A 25,934-nucleotide genomic window follows, 5' to 3' on the forward strand; every position below is an offset into this window, starting at 1 on the left:
ATTCTTAATGATTATTTAACATTGAAATTTAAGCCAATGATTAATAAATAATTATCTTTGCGCCAATAATATTCATAAAAAACAAAAATTATAAAATTCATCTAAAAAGTATGAAAAAATCTTTACTATTTAAAGTTATAGTAATCATGATTGCCTTTGTTGGGTCTTTTTCTGTTGCGCAAGCACAGGTGACCACATCGTCGATGACTGGTACTATCAAAGACGCGCAAGCGGCTCTTCCTGGTGCTAGTGTAAAAGCTGTGCACACCCCAACAGGAACAGTTTATGGCATTACCACCAACGGCGATGGTCGCTTTACTATCGGTAACATGCGTGTAGGTGGTCCTTATACGGTTGAAATTAGTTTTGTTGGATTTAAATCACAAAAAATTGATAATGTTTATCTTAAATTAGGTGAGCCTTATGCTTTAAATGTTGTTCTTGCTGATAATGCAGCTAACCTAAGTGAGGTTACTATTGTCGGTGCTCAACCAAACACTATTTTGAATTCAAACAAAAGTGGTTCCTCTACAGTGGTTACCAGAAATCAAATTCAAAATTTACCAACTATTAGCCGCAGTGTAAACGATATTACACGTTTAACGCCTCAATCTAACGGAAATTCTTCAGGTATTGGTGGTGGTAACTACCGATCCAACAACTTTAGCGTGGATGGTGCCAACTTTAATAACCAATTTGGTATAGGTGGTAATATTCCTGCAAATGGTTCGCCAATATCAATTGACGCCCTTGAGCAGATCTCGATCAACATAACTCCTTATGATGTTCGTCAAACTGGTTTTACAGGTGGTTCTGTCAATGCAGTTACCCGTTCGGGTACAAACAATTTCTTTGGTAGTGCTTTTTATACCATGCGTGGTGATGATCAGCAGGGTAAAAGAATTGGTGATTACACTATTCCATTGTTACAAAAACTTGACGAGAAAAATTATGGCTTTAGCTTTGGCGGTCCTATTATAAAGGATAAATTATTCTTCTTCGTAAACGCTGAGTTTAAAAAGAATACCTCTCCAGGAACAACCAAAATTGCTGCAACACCTGAATTGCCATTCGGTAAAATCAGTACCGTTGCACGTCCTACTGCAGAATTCTTAAATGGTGTTTCTTCTTACCTGAAGAATACTTATGGTTACGATCCTGGTGTTTACCAGAATTACGATTTGCAAAGCAATAACGATAAGTTCTTCGCTCGTTTAGATTGGAACATTTCAAAAAATCACCGTTTTAGCATTCGTTATAACCAGGTAGAGAGTAAAAATCCTAGTTCTGTAAGTACTTCTGCTTCTGGATCTGGCTTAAGTCCTTCCTCTGCTAATAACAGAACCTCTATAAATGCTTTGCATTTCTCTAATTCAAATTACTATCAGGCAGCCAATCTTTATTCAGGTGTTGCTGAGTTGAATTCGAACTTCGGGAGTAAAATTACCAACACATTACGTGCTACCTATTCTCACCAAAATGACCCAAGAACATCTGATAGTGGCATTTTTCCTTTAGTAGATATTATGGATGGCGCTTCTGTATTAACCACTTTCGGTTATGAGCCTTTTACTTATGGTAACTTAAGAGATGTTGAAACTTATACTTATAGTGATGATTTAGGTCTTGCTTTAGGTAAACACAATATTACTTTAGGTGTGCAAGCAGAATTTAGTAAGACTAAAAATGGTTTCCAACGTTTTGGTACAGGCTATTATGTATTTAATTCATGGGATGATTTTGTAAATAAAGCTAAACCAGCTAACTATGCAATTACTTACCCTTTAAATGCAGATGGATCCCAAGCTTTTCCAAGCTTTAAATTCGCGCAATATTCAGCCTATATTCAAGATGAGTTTTCTGTGTCTGACCGCTTAAAATTGACTGCAGGATTAAGAGTGGAGCAACCACAATATCCTGATGTATCGGAAATAAGAACTCATCCACTTGTATTAGCTCAAACTTTTGCTAACGGCGAAAAGATCAATACTGGTGAGTTGCCTGAAACAAGGTTGTCTTTCTCTCCACGTTTTGGTTTTAACTGGGATGTTAAAGGTGATCGTTCTTTACAAGTACGTGGTGGTACAGGAATCTTTACTGGCCGTATTCCTTTTGTATGGTTGGTTTCTCAATCCGGAGATGCTGGTTTATTGCAATATACACAAGCTTTCAACGGACAGGCAAATACTCCAGGAATATTTAATCCTAATATTAACGCTTATATTCCTAACCCAAAAGCTGCTGCTGGAACTACAATTCCTGGAACAATCAGTTCTTTATCTAAAGATTTGAAATTCCCTCAAACCTGGAAATCTAATATTGGCATCGATTTTAAATTACCTTGGGGTATGGTTGGTACATTAGAAGGTATTTATGGTAAAGATCTATATGCTGCAGTTGCAAAAAATGTAAACTTAAAAAACCCAATTGCATTAAATATTGCTGGTTATCCTGATAACAGACCTTTCTTTGCAAATTCTGTAAATGCAAGACAAGAAGTAAATACTTCTCCAGCTGGTTTACCAGATGCTGCAGGAAAACAACAAGTAAATGTTGCTAAAATGTTTAATGCTAAAGGTGGTTACAACTGGAGTGCTACTGCTCAATTAAGTAAACAATTTGAAAGAGGTGTTTCCGTAATGGTAGCTTATACCAAATCTGACCAACGTAATTTTGGTGATGGTTCAGGCGATCAATTGTTAAACTTATGGTCTATTCCACAAACTTCCAGCAACCCGAATGTGCCTACTTTAAGTTATTCAAGTAACTTAAATCCAGACCGCGTTATTGCTAATGTTTCTTACCGTAAAGAATACATGAAAAACCTGGCTACTTCCTTCTCTCTATTCTATGAAGGTTCTCAACAAGGCAGGTTCTCTTATACTTACAGCGCTGACTTTAATAGAGATGGTTTTTCAAATGATTTGATCTATATTCCTAAAGATGCATCTGAAATTAATTTCAACGGTAATTTAGTTACAGGTACTAAGGAAAAGCCAATTACTTACACACCAGAACAACAAAGCGCTATCTTCTTTGAATATATTAATCAGGATAAATATTTAAGTTCACGTAAAGGCCAATATGCAGAACGTAATGGTGCAACTTCTCCTTGGAGAAATCAAGTTGATTTTAGATTAACTCAAGAGGTTTTCAGAAACTACGGAAAAACTAAAAACTCTATGCAGTTTACTGTTGATATCTTTAACCTCGGTAACTTGTTAAACAAAGAGTGGGGTAACTTAAACTTCGTTAACAATTCAGCTATCTTGGTTCCTCAAAATGTTACTGCTATTAACGCAACAACAAAACCAACCTTTAAAATGAATACTTTCCAAAATGATATCGTTAGAAAAACATTTGGTGTTAGTCAAACTATTTCTTCTACCTACTACATGCAATTTGGAATTCGTTACAACTTCCAATAGTTAAATTCATGATCATAAAAAAGCCGCATCAATTAAAATTGATGCGGCTTTTTTTGTTATTTGTAAGTTTATATTGATCAGTTGTAAATGAAGGTGCCCTTCTCGCTTGTTATCGTTACTTGTTTTTGAGCCGCTGTTTCTACTCTTCCAATAATTTGAGCATCGATATGGAAGCTTTTTGATAGCGCTATGATAGCTGCAGCAATTTCCTGTGGAACATATAGTTCCATCCGGTGACCCATGTTAAATACTTTATACATTTCTTTCCAGTCAGTGCCAGATTCTTCCTGTATAAGTTCAAATAATGGTGGGATAGGGAAAAGGTTATCTTTAATAACATGCACATCATCATTAATGAAGTGTAAAACCTTTGTTTGTGCGCCACCGCTGCAGTGAACAATGCCATGGATCTGTTTGCGGTAAGCAGCTAATATTTTCTTAATCACAGGGGCATAAGTACGGGTTGGTGATAAAACCAATTTACCAGCAGTGATGGCCGTATGTTCGTCAACTTTTATAGGGTCAGTTAATCCTTTGCTTCCAGAAAAAACCAGGTCAAAAGGTACTGCTGGATCAAAGCTTTCCGGATATTTATTCGCAATTTCTTTGTTAAATACATCATGGCGGGCTGAAGTCAGTCCGTTAGAACCCATACCACCATTGTACTCTTTTTCATAAGTCGCTTGCCCAGAAGAGGAGAGTCCAACAATCACATCACCATTTTGTATATGGTGGTTGCTAATCACATCTTCCCTTTTTAATCGGCAGGTTACTGTAGAATCAACAATGATTGTCCTAACAAGATCTCCCACATCAGCGGTTTCACCACCTGTGGAATAGATAGAAATACCCTGTTCACGTAAATCAGCTAAAATCTCTTCTGTTCCGTTAATGATGGCCGCAATCACTTCACCAGTAATCAGGTTTTTATTCCTGCCTATTGTAGAAGACAAGAGAATATTTTCTGTGGCACCTACACATATTAAATCGTCAATATTCATGATGATGGCATCCTGAGCTATCCCTTTCCAAACTGAAATATCTCCGGTTTCTTTCCAATAGATGTAAGCTAAGGATGATTTGGTGCCTGCGCCATCGGCATGCATGATGTTGCAATATTCCTCGTCATTACCTAAAATATCGGGAATGATTTTACAAAAAGCCTGTGGAAATATGCCCTTATCAATATTTTTGATGGCTTGGTGCACATCTTCTTTAGAGGCAGAAACGCCACGTTGGTTGTACCTGTTATCACTCATGTTAGGGCAAAGATATAGAAACAAAAAAAAAACTCCTGCTTTTTACGGCAGAAGTTATGAAACTATTGAATTATTTATATTATTTTAAGAATAACAGCTCTCTGAATTTCGGTAAAGGCCACACACTATCATCAACAATCTGTTCCAACTTATCCGTATGGTAACGGATAGTATCAAAATAACTCTTCACATTCTCATCATAAGCAATTGCTTTTTCACGAGAATCTTCGATAGCATTGGTAACTTTACGTTCTTCAAGCATAGCATCAATACTTGTTTTTACAATTCTCAAGTGCTCTGATACTTTGTTGATGATCGCGATCGGTGTTTCTAAAGCTTCCTTGCTCAAACCCAATTCTTTTAATCCCCTTGCATTTTCCAATAAACTGTTTTGATAAGAGATTGTTGCCGGTATAACCATACTATTGGCCATTTCGCCCATTACCCTGGCTTCAATTTGTAGTTTTTTGAAATAGCTTTCTAAAAGAATCTCATGACGGGCATGTAATTCACGTTCACTGAAGATATTTGTTTTACCAAATAATTCTATAGATTTTTCAGTTAAATAGGCATCTAAAGCTTTTGGGGTTGTTTTAATGTTAGATAAGCCACGTCTTTTAGCTTCATCTTCCCATTCCTGGCTATAGCCATTTCCTTCAAAACGAATGTCTTTTGACTCTTTAATGTACTTTTTAATAATGGTTAATAAGGCAACATCTTTTTTCTCGCCTTTTTTAATCAATTTATCTACTTCAATTTTAAATTTAATAAGTTGATCAGCAACAATAGTATTTAATACAGTCATTGGTGCAGCAGAGTTTTCTGAAGATCCAACAGCTCTTAGTTCAAATTTATTACCTGTGAAAGCAAATGGTGAAGTACGGTTACGGTCAGTGGTGTCAAAATTGATTTGAGGGATCTTTGGAATACCTAACCATAAGGAATCTTCATTCTTTACTTTCTTGATCATACTGCGTGATGATTCGATCTCATCCAAAACATCATTAAGCTGAGAACCAAGGAAGATGGAAATGATAGCTGGTGGAGCCTCATTGGCACCTAGGCGGTGGTCATTGCTTACTGAAGCAATACTTGCTCTTAATAAATCTGAATGTTCATGAACGGCTTTAATGGTGTTAACAAAGAAAGCAAGGAACATCAGGTTGTTTTTTGGTGTTTTACCTGGCGATAATAAATTTTTGCCAGTATCAGTAATTAACGACCAGTTATTATGTTTACCTGAACCATTGATTCCAGCATAAGGCTTCTCATGTAATAAAACTTTGAAATTATGTCGGCGGGCAACTTTTTCCATCAAATCCATTAATAATTGGTTATGATCGATAGCCAAGTTAATTTCTTCATAAAGTGGCGCACACTCAAATTGTAGTGGCGCAACTTCATTATGACGGGTCTTTAAAGGAATACCTAATTTTAAGGCTTCGTTTTCAAAGTCAACCATATAAGTGTAAACACGTTCAGGAATTGATCCGAAATAATGATCTTCTAATTGTTGTCCTTTAGCAGACATGTGTCCGAATAAGGTACGGCCCGTTAACACTAAATCTGGGCGGGCATTATATAAAGCAAGGTCAACTAAAAAGTATTCTTGTTCTATTCCTAATGAAACATTTACTTTAGTGATGCTTTTATCAAAAAACTGGCAAACATCTACTGCTGCTTTATCCAAAACACTTATTGCTTTTAACAAAGGCGCTTTATAATCTAAGGCTTCGCCAGTGTAAGAAACAAATACAGTAGGTATACATAAGGTTTTTCCTGCTTTGCTTTCCATAATGAAAGCTGGAGATGAAGGATCCCATGCGGTATAACCACGGGCTTCAAAAGTGTTACGGATACCACCATTAGGGAAACTTGAAGCATCAGGCTCTTGTTGTACTAAGGCACTGCCGGCAAATACTTCTATAGGGCCATCTGAACTTGGTTCAAAGAATGAATCATGTTTTTCTGCAGTGGTTCCTGTTAAAGGTTGAAACCAATGTGTATAATGGGTAACGCCTTTAGACATTGCCCATGACTTCATCGCTGTCGCAATATGATTAGCATCATCCTGATTAATTAATTCACCCTGGTTAATGGATGCTCTTAATTTTTCATAAACTTCTTTCGATAAAAAATCTTTCATTTTTTTCTTATCGAATACATTACAGCCGAAAAACTCCGATATTTTTGTTGACGGTGCGGTAACTTCCGGTGAAACTCTGTTTTGTGCCTCTTTTAGTGCTATTGTTCTTAAGGTTTTCATTGATTTTTCTAAAGTTTGATTCAAAAATAGATTTTATTATTAATAAATCGTAAATTTTTATTAAAAAAACTGAATGGATTGACTTTTTTCTTTGTAATTTTTGGTTGAATTATGTTTTTTGAAGGTTACTGGTGCAGAAATAATATTCATCCTTATTTTTTCGTCCCATTGGTAAATAATTGTTCTTTACTACGGAATCTTTACTACGGAATTTACTTAATAGTCAAATATAAAAATAGGCATTACCTAGATTTTTTTATCTTTGGTATAACCTTATTAATTATGTTAAATAAAATTCATCACGTTGCGATTATTTGTTCAGATTACAATATAAGCAAGGATTTCTATGTAGATGTGCTAGGCCTGAGCATTGTTCAGGAGGTTTATCGGGAAGCACGTAAATCTTATAAGCTTGATCTTGCCATCAATGAGCATTACCAGATTGAATTATTTTCTTTTGAGGATGTACCCGCCAGGCCGTCGCGGCCAGAGGCTGCCGGTTTACGGCACCTTGCTTTTGGAGTGGATGACGTGGAAATGGTTGCCAATCAACTTCAAGTTAAAGGTGTTTTCACAGAAGCCATCAGAATAGATGAATATACAGGTAAAAAGTTCACTTTTTTCGCTGATCCAGATGGTTTGCCTTTAGAAATATATCAACGGTAAACTGGTATGGGTAGCATTTTTAAATTTAAACAGTTTGAAGTGGACCAGTCTGATTGTGCCATGAAAATTAATACAGATGGTGTTTTGCTTGGTTCCATTGCAATGCACGTTACTCCAAACAGAGTTTTGGACATTGGGACGGGCACTGGTGTAATTGCATTGATGATTGCACAGCGTTTTGAACATGCCCGTGTTGATGCCGTAGAGATTGATAGACCTGCTGCTATCAGGGCAGCTAAAAACTTCAACCAGTCTTTGTTTGCAGATCGGTTAATGGTTAATTGGGCTGATATTGCTTTTTTTAAATCCGATAATCGATTTGAACTCATTGTTTCCAATCCACCTTATTTTGTTAATGACCTCAAAAATCCAGAAGCAAGAAAAGGTATTGCCCGGCATGCACATGAAGATTTCTTTGCCTCCTTGCTGGTTAAAGTTGCTCAGCTTTTAGCTGAAAATGGTGTTTTTTGGGTAATCCTACCTGTAAAACAAGCCGAACAATTGGTTGTTAATGCCGTGCTTAAACGATTGTTTCCAGCAAAAATTATCCATATTTATTCTGATGCCAATAAAGTAGAATTCAGGCAGATTGTTTGCTTTAGTTTTAGCAATGAAACCGTTATTCATGAAAATTTCTACATCTATGAAGCGGAAGGTGTTTATACTGCTGCTTATATCAATTTGTTGAAAAACTACTTCCTGGCTTTTTAAATTCAATAACTTGAAAACAATAGGACTATTATCAGATACGCACAGTTTTTTAGACGATGCGGTGTTTAAACATTTCGATCAATGTGACGAGGTGTGGCATGCCGGAGATTTTGGTGTGGGTGTTGCTGATCGGCTTGCAGCCTTTAAACCCCTTAAAGGGGTATACGGAAATATTGACGATAAAGAAATTCGTACGGCATTTCCAGAGCACCTCCGTTTTCAATGTGAACAGGTTGATGTTTGGATGACACATATTGGCGGTTATCCGGGGAGGTATGCTCCTGAAGTAAAGCCTAAAATTTACACTAAGCCTCCTATGCTTTTTATTTCCGGACATTCACATATTTTAAAAGTGATGTATGATGAAAAGCTAAAAAGCCTGCATATAAATCCCGGTGCGGCAGGTAAATCAGGTTGGCATAAAGTGAGAACTTTAATTCGCTTTTGTATTTCTGATGATAAAATACATACCTTAGATGTTGTAGAATTAGGTGATAGATAACGTAAAAAATACACTAAGGTATGGCTGGAATTAAAACATTGGGGCAATTTATAATTGAAAAACAAGCGGACTTTCCCTACGCTAAAGGCGAACTTTCAAGGCTCTTGAGGGATATAGCCATCGCAGCTAAAATTGTAAACAGAGAGGTTAATAAAGCTGGACTAGTAGATATATTAGGAGAAGCAGGCACGGTTAATATTCAGGGTGAAGACCAGAAATTACTTGATGTTTTTGCAAATAACCAATTTATTGCTGCTTTAACTTGTGGTGGCGAATGTTGTATTGTGGCAACAGAAGAGGAAGAGGATTTTGTGCCTATTGATTCTCCGGTATCTAAAAATGCCAAATATATTGTTTGTATCGATCCCCTTGATGGTTCTTCAAATATAGATTGTAACGTTGCTGTCGGTACTATTTTCTCTATTTACAGGCGTAAATCTGTAGATGGAATGGCCACCATCGCCGATGTTTTACAAAAGGGAACTGAACAGGTGGCAGCGGGTTATGTTATTTATGGGTCATCAACAATGTTGGTTTATACTACAGGAAAAGGTGTAAATGGTTTTACCCTTGATCCTTCTATAGGGGAGTTTTGTTTGTCGCACCCCAATATGCGTGTTCCTTCCGAAGGTTATATTTATTCTATCAATGAAGGGAACTATGTTCATTTTCCAGAGGGAGTGAAAAAATATTTAAAGTATGCACAAGTAGAAGATGCTACTACAAACAGGCCTTATACGTCCAGATACATCGGCTCAATGATTGCCGATATTCACCGTAACCTCATTAAAGGCGGTATTTATTTATATCCTACTACTTCCAGCTCTCCAAATGGAAAACTTAGGTTAATCTACGAATGTAATCCCATGGCTTTTATTATGGAACAAGCAGGGGGGGTAGCATCTGACGGTTTTAACAGGATTCTTGATATACAGCCGGAAACTTTGCACCAGCGAACTCCTGTTTTTATAGGATCAGAAAAGATGGTGAAAATGGCAGAAAAGTTAATGAGGGAGTATTCTCCACAAAAACCGCTTCTTAATAAAGAATCAACTGTGGCCATAAAACTTAACGGGACTGATCAAATACCTCATAAAATTATAACAGGGTAGGTTTATTTCGCTCGGCCTCAAAAGGGGCATCAATAGCTAATGTACTTGTTTGTTTTGATGCTGCAACTGCCAGCTGGTCACAACGCTCATTTTCAGGGTGACTATTATGTCCCTTTATCCAGGTAAACTTTACTTGATGCTTTTTATAGGCTTCGAGAAAACGGAGCCATAAGTCTGCATTTTTCTTTCCTTTAAAGCTTGTTTTTACCCAACCAAAAACCCATTTCTTTTCCACAGAATCAACCACGTATTTCGAATCGGAATAAATAGTGACCTCTTTTCCAGGGGTTTTTATAGCTTGCAAGCCAACAATAACCGCCAGGAGTTCCATCCGGTTGTTAGTGGTCATGCGAAATCCGCCACTGATTTCTTTATAGTGACTGCCAGAACGTAAAATAACGCCATAACCTCCCGGGCCTGGATTTCCACTTGCTGCACCGTCCGTGTAAATGTTTATCATCGTGACAAAAATAGAAAAATTAGCTTTGGTTTTAAAGATTGTTATCATAAGAAAGGGCCGCTTGCGGCGGCCCTTTCTTCATTGTTCTTTAATGCTTTAGTAGTTAGGGTTTTGTTTCAAAGCACCTTTACTTAAATCTATTTCATTTTGTGGAATAGGCTGGTATTCATTTTTACCTGCTACAAAAGTCGCTACCGTTAAATAGCTTCTTTTTGTTTTTTCAACAGCCAGGTAATTATTAATCACGGTTGCCGCCTCACCCCATCTTACTAAATCAAAAAAGCGGTGTCCTTCTAAAGCAAACTCCAATCTTCTTTCCAGTTTTAAAGCGCTCATAGCTGTGGCTTGGCTAGCAAAAGGTGTTGTGTATTCCGCAATAATATAATTGGCAGCATCGCCGCCAGTTAATTTCTGAACTTTTTTCCCATCTCTTGCCCTGCGGCGAACCTGGTTAATATACTGGCGACCAGTTTCCGTATCTCCTGTTTCAATAGCAGCCTCTGCTCTCCAAAGCAAAACATCTGCATAACGGATAACGTAGTAATTTAAATCGTTAGTATATGGATTTACGCGTAACCAGTGTGATGATAAAGGAGAAACCAAGCGTTTTTTCAGACTAAATGGTCCATAAGTCGCTAAATCTCTTATCCATGCCGTAGTGTAAGTTTCAGGTAAATCTAAAAATGGAACTCCCTGACGGGCAAGGGTATGGTCAATTCTTGGGTCTACATTGTCGGTAGCCATTAAATCAACGTTATTTCCTACAGGTAAACCTGCGGCAGTTGTTTTATAACTGTTAACCAGGTTTTGCGAAGGACGCAGGAAACCATATTGTGCTCCTGGCCAGTATGGACCACCAATTGGGAACAGTCGGTCTCCAATAGAACCATTATAGCTATTTGGAGAGCCATCATTAATTGAATGCTGAACGGCAAAGATTATTTCTCTTCCATTATCATTTTCAGGAGTGAAGGTATCAGCGAAATTCGGCATTAAAATATAATTTCCTTTAGTAATGACCTCATTTGTAGCGGTTATAGCATCAGTCCATTTCTTTTGGAAAATATATGCTTTGGCCAAATAGGCCCATGCCGAAAATCGAGTAGGCCTGGCTGGCTGTGCTTGAGTTAATGGAAGTACCGTAGTACCAGCTTTAAAATCATCTTCAATTTTAGCCCAAAGTTGTACAGAACTTAACGTTTCATTAGAAACATAATAATCATCTTTTTTGGCCGTATTTTCATCGATATAAGGGATTTTGTTGTAGATCTTTTTTAAATCAAAATAAAAATGCCCCCTTAAGAAACGCATTTCGGCAATACGCTGTGCACGTAATGTTTCATCGTAACCTGTTGCCGCTTTAATTAATTTTATAGCTTCGTTCGCTCTGTTAATTCCTTCAAAACAGGCCATCCATTTTCGCTGCGCATCAAGCGATGTTGCATCAACGGTAAAGGTTTCCATTTTATGGATATTATTCTGATCTCCAGTACCGCCACCGCCTTTATAGGCATCATCAGAAGTTACATCACCAAAAGACCAATTGGAAGCTGGCGAATTGAAAGCATTAGACGCTTGATCAATCTGTCCGTTTAGAACACTGTATGCACCAACGATAACGGTTTCTACACCACTTTTCTCTGCAAGCTGATCTTTAGAAAGTTCGCCAAGTGGTGGTGCGTTTAAAAAACTTTTTTTGCAAGCCATGTTCGATAGAACCAGGGTCATTGCTATGCAGGTAATTATCTTTAATTTCATAGTATAATTCTTTATCAATTAAAATGTCAGACCTAAACCAAATGTGTAGGTACGTGAATTAGGATAGAGGCCACGATCAACACCCATATCTAAATTCCGGTTATCAGAACTGTAGTTTTGCATACCCACTTCAGGATCTAAACCTGTGTAGTTTGTAAAAGTCAGTAAGTTCTGTCCTTGTATAAATACTCTCAATTTGGCTACGTGAATTTTCTCCGCTATTGCTGCAGGTAGTGTATAACCTAGCTGTACATTTTTCAATCTTAAATAAGCACCACTTTCTATAAAATAAGTACTTGGTCTCAGCTCATTATTTGCATCTACTGTGCTTAAAGCAGGTACCATTGAATTGGAATTCTGTGGAGTCCATGCATTTAAGATATTGGTGCTTTTGTTAAACTGATCGAAGAAGAAATCATTATGGTACTTCATAAAGTTGTAAATCTTATTTCCGGTAACACCCTGGAAGAAGACACTGATATCAAAAGCCTTATAATCTGCTTTCAAATTAATTCCATAAGTCATTGTTGGAATAGGGCTGCCCAGAAAAGTACGGTCATTGGCATTGATGATATTATCGCCATTCAAATCAGCATACCTGATACGTCCAATACCTTTTCCTGTTTGTGCAGGTGCAGCAGCAACTTCTTCAGCCGTTTTAAAGATGCCAACAACTTGATGCCCATAGAAAGATGAAATTGGCTGTCCGACAGAGGTACGCTGTAATTCTAAACCACGACTTAAATTGTTACTCGCCGGACTAGAAATATAAGAGATGTCGCCTGTTAAAGAAGTCAGTTTATTTTTGATAAAAGCAATGTTACCACCTATTTCATATCTAAAAGCATGATCTCTGGCGCTCATGTAATTTACAGCAATTTCAATACCTTTGTTATTCATAGAACCCCCATTGATGTAAGGAGCAGAAGCCTGTCCGAATACCGCAGGTTGCTTAGGTTGTACCAATAAATCTTTGGTGTCCTTATTAAAGTAATCAGCGGTTAAGGTAACACGTTCGTTCCACAAGCCTAAATCTAAACCGAAATTGGTTTGCGTAGTCGTTTCCCATTTCAACTGGTCGTTTCCATAACGTTTTTGAGCAATACCGGGAACCAAACTGGTGTTGCTTCCGTTCATGTCGTAAGTGGTGTTATATAAGTCTAACCCGAACGACGAATAAGCTGCATAAGGCGCTATTTCCTGGTTTCCTGTTTGTCCCCATCCAAAACGAAGTTTCATATTACTCACAAAAGGCAAGCTATTTTTGATGAAATCTTCTTCAGATAACCTCCATCCAGCAGAAAAAGCAGGGAATACCTGTGTGTTATAGCCATCTGCAAGTTTAGAAGAAGCATCTCTACGCACTGTAGCCGATAATAGATAACGATCGTTAAAGGTGTAATTAGCTTTAGCAAACAAAGAGAAAAGGGTAGATTTTATACCTGAACCAGAGTTTTTAGGTAAACCCTGACCAGCATCTAGGTAGCGACCGTCTAAAATATCTACAGGAAAAATATCCCGGTAGGCAGTAAAAAATTCTGAATAATAACGGATAGCTTCAGAACCAGCTAAGATATCAAACACATGCTTGTCGATGGTTGCATTATAATTTAAGGTATTTGACCAGGTCCAGGTTTTCGAAACGATGTTCTGCTGGTTTAAATTGCTTATTACCTGACTGGTAATAGGGCCTTCATTATATTTGGAACTATAAGACCTTTGGTTAAAGGTGTTGTAGTCCATCGCAAAATCGGTTTTTGCAGTTAAGCCTTTCAATAAATTAACTTCTGCAAAAACATTACCCAGGATTCTTAATGTTTTACCTGTATTATCTTTATTATAAAAAAGTGCTGCTAATGGGTTTCTGATGTCATTCAAGCCACTTACAGGGCCAGAGAAATTACCCGTAATGTCATATACATTTGTCATAGGATGCGCTTTATAAGCATCACCGGTTACCCCACCAATGGCCAGATTTGAATTGGCACCGGTACGTTCAGCATAAGAAACGCCAATATTTTCTCCAATTTTAATGCGGTTAAGGATGGTATAGTCCGAATTTAAACGAACAGAATACCTGGTAAAATCTGTATATTTCAATATACCGTCTTGCTTGTAATAACCTGCAGAAAAGGCCTGTCTTGCTGTTTCCGATCCGCTGGTTAACATCACATTATGCGATTGCACTGCTGCAGGACGGTAAATCTGGTCGAACCATTTGGTGTCGCCAGAACGAATCGTTTTTGCCGTATTTAAGAATTCGGGAATAACAGCATTAGCGCCATTGCCGTATAATACATGATTTGGCGTAATGCCACCGTTTTTTAAAGCCTGGAAATAAGCATCGCCAAATTGCTGACTATTCAGCAGGTCGGGGGTGTTGCTTACATTTTGTACTCCTACCATTCCATCATAAGCAAGCTGGGTTTTACCACGAGTACCTTTTTTTGTGGTTACAATGACCACACCATTTGCTGCCCGCGATCCGTAAATTGAAGCAGAAGATGCATCTTTCAATACCTGAATAGATTCAATATCAGCAGAATTGATCATGCTGATGCCAGAAGTAGTAGGCACCCCATCAATTACATACAAAGGATCGTTGTTGCCAATGGTGCTAAAACCACGAATCCGGACAGAAACACCACCACCTGGTTGGCCATCGCCAACAACATTAACTCCTGCAGCTTTACCCTGCAATGCCTGGTCTAATCCTGCAACTGGAACCGTTTTGGCTTCATTTACATTGATTATCGAAACTGCACCCGTTAAATCTTTTTTGCGCTGTGAAGAATAACCGGTAACTACAATCTGCTCCAGGGTATTGGATTGTTCCTTTAGTTTAACCAGTAGGGAAGCTTGTTCGCCAGATTTAAACTTGTAATTCTTTACGATATGTGATTCAAACCCAATATAAGAAAAAGTAATGGTGTAGGTTTGCAGACTATTTAAATTTTGAATTTTAAATAGTCCATTTTCATTCGTTAGGGCGATTTTTCTTTCGCCTGTAACATCATTTTTTGCGTCAATAGATACGCCAGGTAAGGTGCCGCCTTTGTCGCTTTCCACTATTCCGGAAAGTGATGCATTAGTGTCCTGGGCAATTGCCAGAAAATTGATCCCTAATAACATAAAAAGGAGACATGTAAAATGCCTCAATCTTCTATTGGGAATTAAAAGTTTGATTTTTTTCATAAGTTGGATTTACTAATTGATTAGTTATTAATCAGTGCTTCTTCGTGATTTTATAGCCTGATTTTGTTTTTGTTATATTTAATTTATTTGTTTCTGAAAGTATGAGGAGAACGCGGCCAAGGCTATCATCCTTTATATTGAAGGAGCCACTAAAATAATGGTCTTTTAATTCTGATTTAGGGTAGCTGAGTCGAACTTGGTAAGCTTGTTCAACAGCTGAAAAAACTTTTTCAATGGGTTCACGGACAAAATATATATTGAAATTTTTGTGCTTTACAAGGCTTTCTTTGATCAAGCTTTGATCTTTCAAGTGTTCAGTTGTTTTCTTAAAGTTTTGTTGTGCTATTAGGCCAGTTCGTTTTTCATAAATAAACTCCTGATTAGGGTCTAAATAAACAGGCTCATTTACTTTTTTAAGCAGGGTGTTCCTAGATTTTACCACAACCCGCCCTTCAAATAGCGCAACCCTGATCGTAGCATTTTCCTTTAATGCATCGACCATAAACTGCGTGCCCAGAGCGGTGGTTGATACTTGGTTAGAAATAACTGTATAGGGCCGTTTTTTATCTTTAGCTACCGTAAAAAAAGCTTTACCGGTTAATTGAACTTCTCTTTTGTTAATAGAAACTATTTTTGAATAGCTAATTTGAGAATGTGGATACAATTCAACTTTGGTTCCGTCTTTAAATGTTAAAAACATACTGCTGTTACTTGTGTTTTTTACTTCCTGTCGGTGGTTGCTATTTTGATTTAAATGCGAAAGTTGTGGTTGTTTTTCTCCATAATTAAAATAAAGCCCTAAACCGGAGCATATAAATAGAAGTATAGTTGCTGCGATAGCCCACTGATAAGGCTGTTTTTTTAATGCTGCTTTTTTAGCAATGCCTTGATTAATGCTGACAAACATTTTTTTACGCTGCACTGCAGGGAGCGGTTCAGTAGATTTTGCCGTTATTTCATCCCATTCAGATTTGCCTATATACTTTTCTAAAGTAGCAGGATTTTGCTCTAAATACTTTAAAACGGCAGTAGTTTCTGCCTCATTGCACTTTCCTTGAAAGAATTGCCGGATTAAATATTCAGTTACGTTCATAGACTTTCTAACCTACAATACGATTAGAAAGTGAAATACACGTAATGAAGGAAAGAAATAATGATAAATAATAATTTAGATTTCAATTGTTTAATGGCAAGAGAAATATGCTTCTCTACGGTTCTTACAGAAATAGCTAATTTTTGAGCAATTTCATGGTTGGAATAACCTTCGTACCTGTTCAGTAAAAACACTTGTTTTCTTATGGGTGGTAGTGTGTCAATGAGGTAATGAACCTGGTTTCTGACGTCAAACTCCCAAACTGGCTCTATATAATTAATTAATTCGGGTCTAACTTTTTCAATTAACCGCTGCTGGTTCGCTTGCTTTTTAAGAAAGTCGAGCATAGTAGTGCGGGCAATGGTAAAAAGCTGTGCTTCAATTGGAAGTGTGGTATTTAAAGTGTGTCTGAAATTCCAGAGTTTTATAAAAGTGAGCTGCACTAATTCTTCTGCCATGTATGTGGAATTAGTTTTCAGCTTAAAATAGGCATAAATTTTGGCGTGCCAGCTTAAATAGGTTTTTTCAAATGCTATTTTATCGCTTTTTTTTATGGCAAGAACGTGCATAGCTATAGTTGTATGTAAATCACAGAATAAATGACGTGCTCAAAAATACTTTTATAATGTTAATTTTTTTTTAAACTAATGTAATTTCTTTACAAACTAAAAGAATTCAATGTTTTTTTTAGTTAAAGAAGACTCTGGTGATTTGAGGAGTAAGATAAGTTGTGGTCGGTGAATAATTGAGAGGTCCTCGCTAGGTCATTGGTAGGTGGTTGGTAGGTCCTTTCTAGGTCTAAATGACCTACCAAGGACCTGGCAAAGATGGCTTGTGTATAGCGTAACACTTATTTATTTGCATGGTCTGTTTGTGCGTGTTGCCGTTATCCTTGAGACCTTAAGTCTATGTATTCATTCCTCCCAGTTGTCCTTTGTCTTCACTTCTCCAAGTAAAGTTTTTTTACAGGAAACACTTATCATCTAAAGATAATTCAATTTTTTATGCATGATAACTTAATCATGCAAAGATTTTATACACGATGTTTTTAGGAAATAGATGCTGGAATTTGTCAGGAACAAAAAAACTGATTTGAAGCGACTGGCAGATTTGAAAAGGAAAGTTGTTGAAATGGACGAGCTAGGAAAGCCTCTAAAAGCTTGACTATTTTAGTCTACGAAAATGATTTTGAATCGACGGAAATTCATCACTACTAGAGAAGTTCAAAATCTCTAGTAGTTTATTTTTTCAGAAGTTCAAATAGCTCAATATTTATATAAATAGTCTCCTTCCAGATTTTTTTAGACTGTAATATTCCAATCTTTTCTAGACCGTTAAGGTATTTTGAAGCCGTTATCCTTGAAACCTTAAGCCTATCAATAACAAATTCTATTTTACAGTATGGTTGCTCAAATAGCAACTCTAATAATTCCTTGTTATAAAGCTTAGATGCATCCTCTTTTATTTTACTCTGTAATTTCAAAAAAAGCTTATTGATCGACTTAATTTGGTCAGTAGTTTGTTTGGAAGTTTCCTCGACAGCTTTTAGTATAAATAATATCCATTCCTCCCAATTGTCCTTTGTCTTCACTTCTCCAAGTAACCTATAGTAATCAAGCTTATGTTTTATAATATAGTCACTTAAATAAAGTACAGGACTATCCAAAAGACCATGCAAGCACAAATAAAGGACATTAATAATTCTCCCAGTCCTGCCGTTACCATCATAAAATGGATGTATGCTTTCAAACTGATAATGTTGAACTGCTAGTTTAATCAATGGAGAAAGTACATCAGTTTCATTTATGTACACTTCTAAGTTTTTCATTAATGCAATGATCATATCATAATCATCCGGTGGCGTGTAAATGACTTCACCTGTAACAGCATTTTTTAATGAGGTTCCAGGCAATCTTCTAAGCCCTGCTTTATTCTCTTCCAGGATTTCCTGTATAGCTAATACTTCGTTTGTATTCAAAAATCCCTTTTGCATGATCATTTTAAACCCGGCGAGCATAGCTTCTCTGTAGCGTAGAACTTCCTTAGTAGCATGATCTATTTGTGAGCCAGTTGCAGATAATGCTTGATAAAGCCGATCATGAGTAGTAATTACATTCTCAATTTCAGAACTCATAAGAGCTTCTTTAAGTATCACGGCGTTAAGAAGTATGGAAGGATTAGGAAGTGTATAAGCTAATCCCTTTAATTCGGCAAGGGCTATTGAAGATTGCACAACTTGCCTTAAAACAGCGATTGTCTCCACTTTAATTTGATCAGGAGGCAATAATGGCAATTCATTAAATGGTACGTTACTTTTCAGTTTAGCCAGTTTTTTCATACAAATTATCTTTACATGAAGCGATCATCATGTAAAGATAATTCAATTTTCTATACATGACAACTTCATCATGAAAAGATTCTATACATGATGTTTCATGAAACAATTCTGACATTCGACTACATTATATGATGCATTTGATTATAGGCTTTGTTGCGCTTTTAAACGCACAGGGCATAAAAAAGTCCCTTCTTGTTGTCAAGAAGGGACTTTTTATTGTTTAAATACTGTTTTTAAAATGGGTCAGTGGCGGTGCGTAATTCGAACCAGTTTGTGGCTGATTTGAAGCGGTTGGCCGAAATGCCACGTAGAATGAAAGAGTTTGAAGAACTGGGAAAACTCATAAATAAGCGTTTTAGTGCCGATTTTTGTACCATCAACCATTGAGTAGTTTTTATCTCTAGTAGCGAAGTTTGAAAGTTCACTACTAGGGATATTTATGTATAGTTTCTCACTAGTAGTGTATCTCCATTAATTTTGTTTTAAATTTTAATAATACCTATCTTTATATTATGACTACAATGACCATACAAGTTCCTGCTGCCCTTGAAAGAGAGCATGATGAGACTACACGTCTTATTGCAGCCAAGCTATATGAAGCAGGTAAACTTACGCTAAGACAGGCTGCTGAAATGTGTCAGATGAAAAAGTGGGATTTTGCTGAAATCCTGATCAATTACGGCGTCCATTACCTAGATCAGAGTGCAGCTGAGGATCTTGAAATGTTCAGGCATGCCCATGCCCGATAAAATTGTCATTACAGATGCTAGCTGTTTCATTACGCTTGACAAAATAGATGGCATTCATTTACTCCATTCCTTGTACAAAAAGGTGATAACAACTCCTGAGATAGCTGCTGAATATGGTAAACGGCTACCTGATTGGGTTGATGTAAAAGCTGTTCAGAATCGTGATCTGTTATATAACTATGCTGAAACTGTGGATATAGGTGAAGCCAGTGCTATGGCTCTTGCATCAGAAATCCATGCTGATTTACTCATTATAGATGATGCAGAGGGGAGAAAATTCGCTAAAAGGCTAGAACTTAACATTACTGGAACCATTGGCGTAATACTTAGCGCGAAGCTTAACGGCATCATTCCTTCAGTTAAACCATATATTACCAAAATACAGCAAACTAATTTCAGGATCTCTGAATGGTTGACCGCACAGATCATTAAAGACGCTGGGGAATAATTTGCAACTAATCATTCCTTTATACATAGAGAACAAAGGTTGATGCATTTTTTCTCAAGCACCTTAAAAATATTCCACCGTTTTAGAGGGTTTTAAACTAGCATAAATGCATTCAAATTTTCATGCCTAGTGGGGTATTTCGCAAACACCTTACTAGGTATATTTGGGTATCTTTTTTACCTAGTGGGTATTAATTATTCTGTATCCTCTTGTTGAGATTTTAAATCTTGATAATTTGTCAATGAAACTTTTGCATAGTAGAAAAGCAGCATAAGATTAATATATATAGTGAGATAGAACGATACTTTTCCGGTAATTTCATGGTATGAATTATTGAAAATATCCTTTAACATATGATATTCAAGATAGAAAGGCAGGATATAAAGAGCGAGAACAGGAAGGGCTAATGCAATTCCAATACATCCCATTGCAACTGGTGTCTTTCCCGAAACCAATCTTGACAAATCTGTAGTAAAAGAGAACGGAAGCAATATCCTTGTAAATACATTATTCTTATCAAAATCGGCAAGTTCTATTTTCTGTTTATATAGTGTTAAAAACAGTAATTTAACAGTTATCAGTACTTCTGTTTTGTGAATAGAGCAAATGATAAGATCAAAAAGCAGGTATGCAAATAAAACAGGAAGCAATTCCCCAATTACACCAATGTCTTTAATATTGAATGGCCCGATACTGAAACTTTCAACCGATGACTTTGCCAAAAGAAAATATACCAGCACAATAATAATCAATGAAAGTGTCGTCTTGTCAATTCGTTTATTTAATTCCTGCAACTTAGCGTAGGATTTATCATAGAAATCCTTAAGATCACTTTCTTGATTGTCAGTGATGAATTTTAAAAGCTGTTTTTGATTCATATTTAATGCTTAATCATTTAAATTGACGCCATCTATAAAATCATTGTAAAGAGTATTCAAATCTGTGATACCTTTAAAGATCATGAGTTTGTTGACTTCACCATCATTTATATTTAATATCACATTGCACTCTGAAACTACACATAAAACCTCAATTAACATTTTATGATAAAAATCAAGATCCTTTTCGGCACTTGTCAGCAGGAAATCATGCATTTTTTGACTGAAGTGCTGGTACTGAGAGAAATATTTAAAAAGCAGGGTGAGGACAAAATGTCTGCGAAATTTCTTTTTTTCAATAAACTCTATCTTTGCACTCTCCGAAATGAAGTATCCGCCCTATGAACTACATATTGTTTAGCAGCAGGTTTTGTTTATAGTTCTGCGGATACAACTCCTTAATTTTTTTATGATTTATTGACATGATGTTTTCCAAGGTATACTTCAACCACTGGTATGGATTTACCTCATGTTTTTTGCAGATGGCAAAGAATGCTTCGTTCTCTAGTGGGGCGAGGCATTTGAATACATAATTTTTCCTCCTATTTTTCTATTGAGTAAGTTGCATGCCTTTAATGCATTAATACACCAATAATGAAGAAGATAGATTTTAACAAAATATGGCTCGGCTACCTCCATCCAAGTCAACCTTTGAATCATTTTATCTATTTTATTTAGGCTTTAAATTTGGTTTGTAATCAGGGTGTGTATACTCTTGCCAAAACATATGACTGGCATAGGCATATTCTTTAGTTTTCAAATAGTCTAGTTGACGAATATGCCCGACCATAAAATTAACAGATTTGCTTCCATCGCCGACACAAAGGTGTTCTTCTATATATTTATAAACGTCTATTGAGGGTTTAGATGGCCCTGGTAAAACGACCGCAAATTGTCTGCTAATACTTTTCGTTTTTAGATTGAAAACTACAAGAAAACTCTGGAGTTCTTTAGGCTGACTTATGATATTTATTCCTTCAAGAGCCTTGGGGAAATGATAATTGATCCAAAAAACATTCCCAAGTACATTTTTGTCTGGATTTAAGATTTGTTCCCGTACTCTATATAACCCACCATTGATAAGAAAACCATTGCCTAAATTGGCATAAGCCATCAAATACGCAATTCTTAACAAGGCGACTTCAGCCCTGCGTTTATTAGAATTTCTTGTAAAATCTAATGTGAAAGTAGGGCTTGACCATTCAGTTAATGCTTCGTCAGAGCTAAATAGAGGATTGTACGTTCGAGGCATTTTCCAAGACATTTTATCAAGGAAAAATTTAGAGTCTATGGGATTCGAAATTTTCGGCTCAATCGACAATATTGCAGTACCGTCTTTATCCATTGTAAATGATCCATTAACCTTTTTTCCTTCAATTTCGAAGCTCGCCCTACTACTTGAACCGGGAAGAAATGATTTAGAATCTTCTTTTAGCAGAAAATTCAAAAGATGTACATCTAGTTCGTGGCCACTTTTAGAATTACAGGATTTGCAGGTTAAAGTGAGGGGCTTGCCACCCATTGAAACAGGTGGGACATCCTCCAGGGTCAGCGGGTTACTAGCAGTATGTATAAGATCATTTGTGAAAAAGGGGTCAAAACAAAGCGGGCATATATATCCGTTTGAAAAATCAGGAACGAAATTAACATCTGGATGTTCCTTGACCCATTCAAGATTCTGGGAGAAAAGATCAAAAATCTTCTGCTTTTTTTCGCGGTTATTCATTGGAAAAAATTGATACTGTGATTTAAGTTATGATAAAGCTGTATTTATATTCTTGATGTCAGTTTCATCAAAAGGCGACCAGCCACCAAATGAACAATTTTTATCATGCGATCAGAAATCCTATGTATTGTGGCAAAATTAGGGTTCCGGCTTTTAAGGACGAATCTGCACGTTTAGTTGATGGGCTTCATGAACCTTTGATTTCCGAAGCTCAGTTCTACAAAATTCAGGATATATTAGACGGCCGCAAAAAAGAATATGGTTTGCCCATAGCCACGCCAAAGGATTTGCCGTTAAGGAATTTCTTAAAATGCCCAAAGTGCCCAAGGATGTTAACAGGGAGTGCTTCTAAAGGACGTACGACTTACAGGGTGTATTATCATTGCCGTTCAGTTTGCGGGGTCAGGTTCAGGGCTGAAGAAGTAAATGCCGCGTTTTTAGATGAACTTATGCAGTTCATCCCCAGAAATGGTTACCCTGAATTATTCGTTCAGACAGTTACAGATTCTTATAACAACCAGACCAAGGGACTGCGGGATGACCGAAAAGAGCTAATCACTGAAATCAACCAGCAAACCAAAAGAATGGAGAACGCCAGGGAATTGATGCTGAATAATGATATTGATTCTTCAGATTTCAGGCTTATTAAAGATCAATGCAATGAAAAAATCAATCGACTGGAAGCACAGTTAAATCACCTGACCGCAGAAAATGCAGTGATTTTAGACATCAAACCAATAGCACAACAAGCGATAGAGGGCTTACGGCAATTGGACAAATTTTATGAAAATGCGGGCTTAGAGGGCAAAAGATACCTAGTAGGGATGTTATATCCTGAAAAATTGACCTATTCTGAGGGGGGATGTCGAACCACAAAGATGAACGAAGCGGTCGAGCTCATCTACCTGAAAAACAAAGAATTACAGGCTAAAAAAAAGAGGCAAAAAGTTCTTAAAAACTCTTTGCCCCATAATGGGTGGAATATGGGGCTCGAACCCACGACCCTCGGTACCACAAACCGATGCTCTAACCAACTGAGCTAAAACCACCGTTTATTTCAGTTTGACAAAAGTACTAACTTTAAGTGATTTTTCAAATTATTTTTCAAATACCTCTAAAATATTCAGTAATTAATTAGCATTCAGGCAGATTAGTTTTTAAAGACTTTAATATATACTATATTTCTTTTAAGAAAATTATTCCTTAAATAACGGAAAATATACTTTTATTATAATGAAAAGATTGTTATATTTGAACTTACCCTTAAGGGTATATGTTTTTCATAGGTAGATGTAAGGGTCGAATACTTGTATTCGGCCCTTTTTTATTTAAAGGTTGTATCTTTAACCCACAATGCACAAAAAGAAAATTATTATTGCAATTACCGGTGCCAGCGGTTCAATTTATGCGAAACTCTTATTAGATAATTTACAGTTATTATCAGATCAAATAGAGAGGGTAGGTGTTGTCATGTCTGATAATGCCAAAGAAGTATGGCGTTTTGAACTCGGAAATGAACTTTATGATAATTATCCTGTAGATTTTTATCAGAAAATGGACTTCAATGCACCCTTTGCTTCTGGATCTGCGAAATATGATACCATGATCATTATCCCTTGTTCTATGGGTACCGTGGGTAGAATTGCTCATGGTATTTCAAATGATTTAATTTCCCGTGCTGCGGATGTAATTCTAAAAGAACGTAGAAAGTTGATTGCCGTGGTTCGCGATACCCCTTTCAGTTTAATCCACCTCAATAATATGAAAACAGTTACTGAAGCTGGCGGCATCATTTGTCCTGCAAATCCTTCTTTTTACCATCTTCCTAAAACAATCGAAGAAGTTGCGCAAACAGTAGTGAGTAGGGTTATTGATTTAGCAGGCCTGGAACATGATAGTTTTCGCTGGAACGAGTAAATTTATATAAAGTTTACAAACTGCTTATTGTTTGCAAAGTGATAAGCCAGTGAAATAAGTATCTTTGCTGACTTTAAATATGAAAAAAGTTGCTTTTTATACATTAGGTTGTAAGTTGAATTTCTCTGAAACTTCAACAATTGGTCGTTTATTTACCGATGCGGGCTATGCTGTAGTTGATTTTACTGCTGGCGCCGATGTTTATGTAATCAATACCTGTTCGGTAACGGATCATGCTGATAAAAAATGCAGAAAGGTTGTTAAAGAAGCATTAAAATATGCTCCAAATGCTTATGTAACTATTGTAGGCTGCTATGCACAATTGAAACCTACAGAAATTGCAGAAATTGAAGGTGTGGACATGGTATTGGGTGCTGCAGAAAAATTCAGGATCGTTGAGTTTATTACCGACCTTACTAAAAATCCTAAAGCAATTGTACACCAACAAAGTATTGAAAAAGTAAACCATAATTTCATTGCTGCTTATTCTATTGGCGACAGAACCCGGACGTTTTTAAAAGTTCAGGATGGTTGTGATTATCCTTGTACTTATTGTACTATTCCTCTAGCCCGTGGTGGCAGCAGAAGTGATAGTATTGGAAATGTTGTAAACCGTGCAAAACAAATTGCAGCAAGTGGCGTAAAGGAAATTGTGCTTACCGGAGTTAATTTAGGTGATTTTGGCATCAGAAACGGACAGCGTGAAGATAAGTTTTTTGATCTTGTTAAAGCGCTTGATGAAGTAGAGGGTATTGAAAGGATTAGAATTTCTTCTATTGAGCCTAATTTATTGAGTAATGAAATTATTAGTTTCGTTGCTTCTTCAAAAAGATTTGTACCACATTTTCATATTCCTTTACAATCTGGTTCTAATAAAATATTGAGTCTGATGCGCAGACGTTACCAACGCGAGCTTTACACCGAACGTGTTGCAACAATTAAAGCGTTAATTCCTAATTGTTGCATTGGTGTAGATGTTATTGTTGGTTTCCCCGGCGAAACACATGAAGATTTCTTAGAAACTTACCAGTTTTTAAATGAACTTGATATTTCTTACCTCCATGTTTTTACCTATTCTGAAAGAGAACAAACTGCAGCTGCAGAAATGGAAGGTGTTGTGGCCGGCAGTACGCGTGCCGATCGAAATAAAATGCTGCATATCTTGTCCGACAAAAAAAGAAGGGCTTTCTATCAGTCTCAGTTAGGTACCGTTGGTGAAGTTCTTTTTGAGGATGATCAAAAATGTGGCTTTATGCATGGTTTTACTAAAAACTATGTTAAAGTGAGGGCTAAATATGACCCTGTTATGGTGAATGAAATCAAATCTGTAAATCTAGTCGCTATTACTGCCGATGGTGAGGTAGAAGTTACGGAATGCAGCCAAGTTTTAGCGCATTAATACTATATTCGCATAAAACTTTTTATACG

21 protein-coding genes, 1 tRNA gene and 2 pseudogenes are annotated in these 25,934 nt (G+C 36.8%); 11 read left to right on the forward strand and 13 right to left on the reverse strand.

Annotation, left to right across the window (positions count from 1 at the left end):
* The first annotated feature begins 110 nt into the window (after nucleotides 1-110).
* Nucleotides 111-3,428, forward strand: coding sequence for a TonB-dependent receptor (locus AAKU52_RS04800; RefSeq protein WP_354330812.1), 3,318 nt, complete (start codon nucleotides 111-113; stop codon nucleotides 3,426-3,428).
* Nucleotides 3,429-3,505: 77 nt separating this feature from the next.
* On the opposite strand, the gene AAKU52_RS04805 is transcribed toward AAKU52_RS04800, so the two are convergent.
* Nucleotides 3,506-4,687, reverse strand: coding sequence for an AIR synthase related protein (locus AAKU52_RS04805; RefSeq protein WP_354330814.1), 1,182 nt, complete (start codon nucleotides 4,685-4,687; stop codon nucleotides 3,506-3,508).
* 79 nt (nucleotides 4,688-4,766) lie between these two features.
* Nucleotides 4,767-6,953 (reverse strand): glutamine synthetase III family protein, encoded by a 2,187-nt coding sequence (locus tag AAKU52_RS04810; RefSeq protein ID WP_354330816.1) that lies wholly within the window; start codon nucleotides 6,951-6,953, stop codon nucleotides 4,767-4,769.
* A 282-nt stretch (nucleotides 6,954-7,235) separates the two neighbouring features.
* Here AAKU52_RS04810 and gloA2 point away from each other — a divergent pair, with 282 nt between their 5' ends.
* From gloA2 to fbp, 4 genes are read left to right on the forward strand one after another with little or no spacing between them, the layout of a single operon-like run.
* On the forward strand, nucleotides 7,236-7,619 hold the full coding sequence (gene gloA2 / locus AAKU52_RS04815) for an SMU1112c/YaeR family gloxylase I-like metalloprotein (RefSeq protein ID WP_354330818.1): 384 nt from the start codon (nucleotides 7,236-7,238) through the stop codon (nucleotides 7,617-7,619).
* A gap of 6 nt (nucleotides 7,620-7,625) precedes the next feature.
* Complete coding sequence (locus AAKU52_RS04820) at nucleotides 7,626-8,330, forward strand: tRNA1(Val) (adenine(37)-N6)-methyltransferase (RefSeq protein WP_354330820.1); 705 nt, start codon at nucleotides 7,626-7,628, stop codon at nucleotides 8,328-8,330.
* Nucleotides 8,331-8,340: 10 nt separating this feature from the next.
* Nucleotides 8,341-8,832 (forward strand): metallophosphoesterase family protein, encoded by a 492-nt coding sequence (locus AAKU52_RS04825; protein WP_354330822.1) that lies wholly within the window; start codon nucleotides 8,341-8,343, stop codon nucleotides 8,830-8,832.
* Between the two features lie 20 nt (nucleotides 8,833-8,852).
* A complete protein-coding gene (fbp, locus tag AAKU52_RS04830; RefSeq protein ID WP_354330824.1) occupies nucleotides 8,853-9,944 on the forward strand; it encodes a class 1 fructose-bisphosphatase in 1,092 nt (363 codons plus the stop codon).
* Here fbp and rnhA read toward each other — a convergent pair.
* From rnhA to AAKU52_RS04860, 6 genes are all read right to left on the reverse strand, one after another.
* Nucleotides 9,931-10,404 carry a ribonuclease HI gene (gene rnhA, locus AAKU52_RS04835; RefSeq protein WP_354330826.1) on the reverse strand — a complete coding sequence of 158 codons (474 nt, stop codon included), beginning with the start codon at nucleotides 10,402-10,404 and terminating at the stop codon, nucleotides 9,931-9,933. The genes fbp and rnhA overlap by 14 nt on opposite strands.
* A gap of 96 nt (nucleotides 10,405-10,500) precedes the next feature.
* Complete coding sequence (locus tag AAKU52_RS04840) at nucleotides 10,501-12,162, reverse strand: RagB/SusD family nutrient uptake outer membrane protein (RefSeq protein WP_354330829.1); 1,662 nt, start codon at nucleotides 12,160-12,162, stop codon at nucleotides 10,501-10,503.
* Nucleotides 12,163-12,180: 18 nt separating this feature from the next.
* Nucleotides 12,181-15,294 (reverse strand): SusC/RagA family TonB-linked outer membrane protein, encoded by a 3,114-nt coding sequence (locus AAKU52_RS04845; RefSeq protein ID WP_354330831.1) that lies wholly within the window; start codon nucleotides 15,292-15,294, stop codon nucleotides 12,181-12,183.
* Between the two features lie 94 nt (nucleotides 15,295-15,388).
* Nucleotides 15,389-16,264 carry a FecR family protein gene (locus AAKU52_RS04850; RefSeq protein ID WP_354330833.1) on the reverse strand — a complete coding sequence of 292 codons (876 nt, stop codon included), beginning with the start codon at nucleotides 16,262-16,264 and terminating at the stop codon, nucleotides 15,389-15,391.
* Between the two features lie 209 nt (nucleotides 16,265-16,473).
* Complete coding sequence (locus AAKU52_RS04855; protein WP_354330835.1) at nucleotides 16,474-17,019, reverse strand: RNA polymerase sigma factor; 546 nt, start codon at nucleotides 17,017-17,019, stop codon at nucleotides 16,474-16,476.
* A gap of 671 nt (nucleotides 17,020-17,690) precedes the next feature.
* Nucleotides 17,691-18,788 (reverse strand): Fic family protein, encoded by a 1,098-nt coding sequence (locus AAKU52_RS04860; protein WP_354330837.1) that lies wholly within the window; start codon nucleotides 18,786-18,788, stop codon nucleotides 17,691-17,693.
* A gap of 252 nt (nucleotides 18,789-19,040) precedes the next feature.
* Here AAKU52_RS04860 and AAKU52_RS04865 point away from each other — a divergent pair, with 252 nt between their 5' ends.
* The 3 genes from AAKU52_RS04865 to AAKU52_RS04875 all read left to right on the forward strand — a co-directional run bounded on the left by AAKU52_RS04865 (nucleotide 19,041) and on the right by AAKU52_RS04875 (nucleotide 19,985).
* Nucleotides 19,041-19,175 carry a hypothetical protein gene (locus AAKU52_RS04865; RefSeq protein ID WP_354330839.1) on the forward strand — a complete coding sequence of 45 codons (135 nt, stop codon included), beginning with the start codon at nucleotides 19,041-19,043 and terminating at the stop codon, nucleotides 19,173-19,175.
* A gap of 125 nt (nucleotides 19,176-19,300) precedes the next feature.
* Nucleotides 19,301-19,537: a UPF0175 family protein gene (locus AAKU52_RS04870; protein WP_354330841.1), complete on the forward strand. Its 237-nt coding sequence runs from the start codon at nucleotides 19,301-19,303 to the stop codon at nucleotides 19,535-19,537.
* A complete protein-coding gene (locus AAKU52_RS04875) occupies nucleotides 19,527-19,985 on the forward strand; it encodes a PIN domain-containing protein (protein ID WP_354330843.1) in 459 nt (152 codons plus the stop codon). The genes AAKU52_RS04870 and AAKU52_RS04875 overlap by 11 nt, the downstream gene beginning before the upstream one ends.
* A 194-nt stretch (nucleotides 19,986-20,179) precedes the next feature.
* Here the strand turns inward: AAKU52_RS04875 and AAKU52_RS04880 are convergent, their stop codons facing one another.
* The 4 genes and pseudogenes from AAKU52_RS04880 to AAKU52_RS04895 all read right to left on the reverse strand — a co-directional run bounded on the left by AAKU52_RS04880 (nucleotide 20,180) and on the right by AAKU52_RS04895 (nucleotide 22,589).
* Nucleotides 20,180-20,863 carry a hypothetical protein gene (locus AAKU52_RS04880; protein WP_354330845.1) on the reverse strand — a complete coding sequence of 228 codons (684 nt, stop codon included), beginning with the start codon at nucleotides 20,861-20,863 and terminating at the stop codon, nucleotides 20,180-20,182.
* A gap of 9 nt (nucleotides 20,864-20,872) precedes the next feature.
* Nucleotides 20,873-21,079, reverse strand: coding sequence for a hypothetical protein (locus tag AAKU52_RS04885; protein WP_354330847.1), 207 nt, complete (start codon nucleotides 21,077-21,079; stop codon nucleotides 20,873-20,875).
* Nucleotides 21,080-21,209: 130 nt separating this feature from the next.
* Nucleotides 21,210-21,359: pseudogene (locus AAKU52_RS04890) on the reverse strand (transposase domain-containing protein); the annotation flags it as partial.
* 174 nt (nucleotides 21,360-21,533) lie between these two features.
* Nucleotides 21,534-22,589 carry a hypothetical protein gene (locus AAKU52_RS04895; protein ID WP_354330849.1) on the reverse strand — a complete coding sequence of 352 codons (1,056 nt, stop codon included), beginning with the start codon at nucleotides 22,587-22,589 and terminating at the stop codon, nucleotides 21,534-21,536.
* Between the two features lie 89 nt (nucleotides 22,590-22,678).
* On the opposite strand from AAKU52_RS04895, the pseudogene AAKU52_RS17520 reads away from it, so the two are divergent.
* Nucleotides 22,679-22,825 (forward strand): annotated as a pseudogene (locus AAKU52_RS17520) (recombinase family protein); the annotation flags it as partial.
* Nucleotides 22,826-23,563: 738 nt separating this feature from the next.
* On the opposite strand, the gene AAKU52_RS04905 reads toward AAKU52_RS17520, so the two are convergent.
* Nucleotides 23,564-23,639: transfer RNA gene (locus AAKU52_RS04905), tRNA-His, on the reverse strand.
* Nucleotides 23,640-23,942: 303 nt separating this feature from the next.
* Here AAKU52_RS04905 and AAKU52_RS04910 point away from each other — a divergent pair.
* Nucleotides 23,943-24,506 carry a UbiX family flavin prenyltransferase gene (locus AAKU52_RS04910; RefSeq protein WP_354330851.1) on the forward strand — a complete coding sequence of 188 codons (564 nt, stop codon included), beginning with the start codon at nucleotides 23,943-23,945 and terminating at the stop codon, nucleotides 24,504-24,506.
* Between the two features lie 79 nt (nucleotides 24,507-24,585).
* Nucleotides 24,586-25,905 carry a tRNA (N(6)-L-threonylcarbamoyladenosine(37)-C(2))-methylthiotransferase MtaB gene (mtaB, locus tag AAKU52_RS04915; RefSeq protein ID WP_354330853.1) on the forward strand — a complete coding sequence of 440 codons (1,320 nt, stop codon included), beginning with the start codon at nucleotides 24,586-24,588 and terminating at the stop codon, nucleotides 25,903-25,905.
* Nucleotides 25,906-25,934 lie beyond the last annotated feature (29 nt).

It is taken from the genome of Pedobacter sp. CG_S7 (genome assembly GCF_040544395.1).
Lineage (GTDB): Bacteria > Bacteroidota > Bacteroidia > Sphingobacteriales > Sphingobacteriaceae > Pedobacter.

What these genes read in the sequence shown, in the direction of transcription:
- AAKU52_RS04800 (WP_354330812.1), top strand. Translation starts at nt 111, where the DNA reads ATGAAAAAATCTTTACTATTTAAAGTTATAGTAATCATGATTGCCTTT.
- AAKU52_RS04805 (WP_354330814.1), bottom strand. Translation starts at nt 4,687, where the DNA reads ATGAGTGATAACAGGTACAACCAACGTGGCGTTTCTGCCTCTAAAGAA.
- AAKU52_RS04810 (WP_354330816.1), bottom strand. Translation starts at nt 6,953, where the DNA reads ATGAAAACCTTAAGAACAATAGCACTAAAAGAGGCACAAAACAGAGTT.
- gloA2 (WP_354330818.1), top strand. Translation starts at nt 7,236, where the DNA reads ATGTTAAATAAAATTCATCACGTTGCGATTATTTGTTCAGATTACAAT.
- AAKU52_RS04820 (WP_354330820.1), top strand. Translation starts at nt 7,626, where the DNA reads ATGGGTAGCATTTTTAAATTTAAACAGTTTGAAGTGGACCAGTCTGAT.
- fbp (WP_354330824.1), top strand. Translation starts at nt 8,853, where the DNA reads ATGGCTGGAATTAAAACATTGGGGCAATTTATAATTGAAAAACAAGCG.
- rnhA (WP_354330826.1), bottom strand. Translation starts at nt 10,404, where the DNA reads ATGATAAACATTTACACGGACGGTGCAGCAAGTGGAAATCCAGGCCCG.
- AAKU52_RS04840 (WP_354330829.1), bottom strand. Translation starts at nt 12,162, where the DNA reads ATGAAATTAAAGATAATTACCTGCATAGCAATGACCCTGGTTCTATCG.
- AAKU52_RS04845 (WP_354330831.1), bottom strand. Translation starts at nt 15,294, where the DNA reads ATGTTATTAGGGATCAATTTTCTGGCAATTGCCCAGGACACTAATGCA.
- AAKU52_RS04850 (WP_354330833.1), bottom strand. Translation starts at nt 16,264, where the DNA reads ATGTTTGTCAGCATTAATCAAGGCATTGCTAAAAAAGCAGCATTAAAA.
- AAKU52_RS04855 (WP_354330835.1), bottom strand. Translation starts at nt 17,019, where the DNA reads ATGCACGTTCTTGCCATAAAAAAAAGCGATAAAATAGCATTTGAAAAA.
- AAKU52_RS04860 (WP_354330837.1), bottom strand. Translation starts at nt 18,788, where the DNA reads ATGAAAAAACTGGCTAAACTGAAAAGTAACGTACCATTTAATGAATTG.
- AAKU52_RS04870 (WP_354330841.1), top strand. Translation starts at nt 19,301, where the DNA reads ATGACTACAATGACCATACAAGTTCCTGCTGCCCTTGAAAGAGAGCAT.
- AAKU52_RS04875 (WP_354330843.1), top strand. Translation starts at nt 19,527, where the DNA reads ATGCCCGATAAAATTGTCATTACAGATGCTAGCTGTTTCATTACGCTT.
- AAKU52_RS04880 (WP_354330845.1), bottom strand. Translation starts at nt 20,863, where the DNA reads ATGAATCAAAAACAGCTTTTAAAATTCATCACTGACAATCAAGAAAGT.
- AAKU52_RS04885 (WP_354330847.1), bottom strand. Translation starts at nt 21,079, where the DNA reads ATGCATGATTTCCTGCTGACAAGTGCCGAAAAGGATCTTGATTTTTAT.
- AAKU52_RS04895 (WP_354330849.1), bottom strand. Translation starts at nt 22,589, where the DNA reads ATGAATAACCGCGAAAAAAAGCAGAAGATTTTTGATCTTTTCTCCCAG.
- AAKU52_RS04910 (WP_354330851.1), top strand. Translation starts at nt 23,943, where the DNA reads ATGCACAAAAAGAAAATTATTATTGCAATTACCGGTGCCAGCGGTTCA.
- mtaB (WP_354330853.1), top strand. Translation starts at nt 24,586, where the DNA reads ATGAAAAAAGTTGCTTTTTATACATTAGGTTGTAAGTTGAATTTCTCT.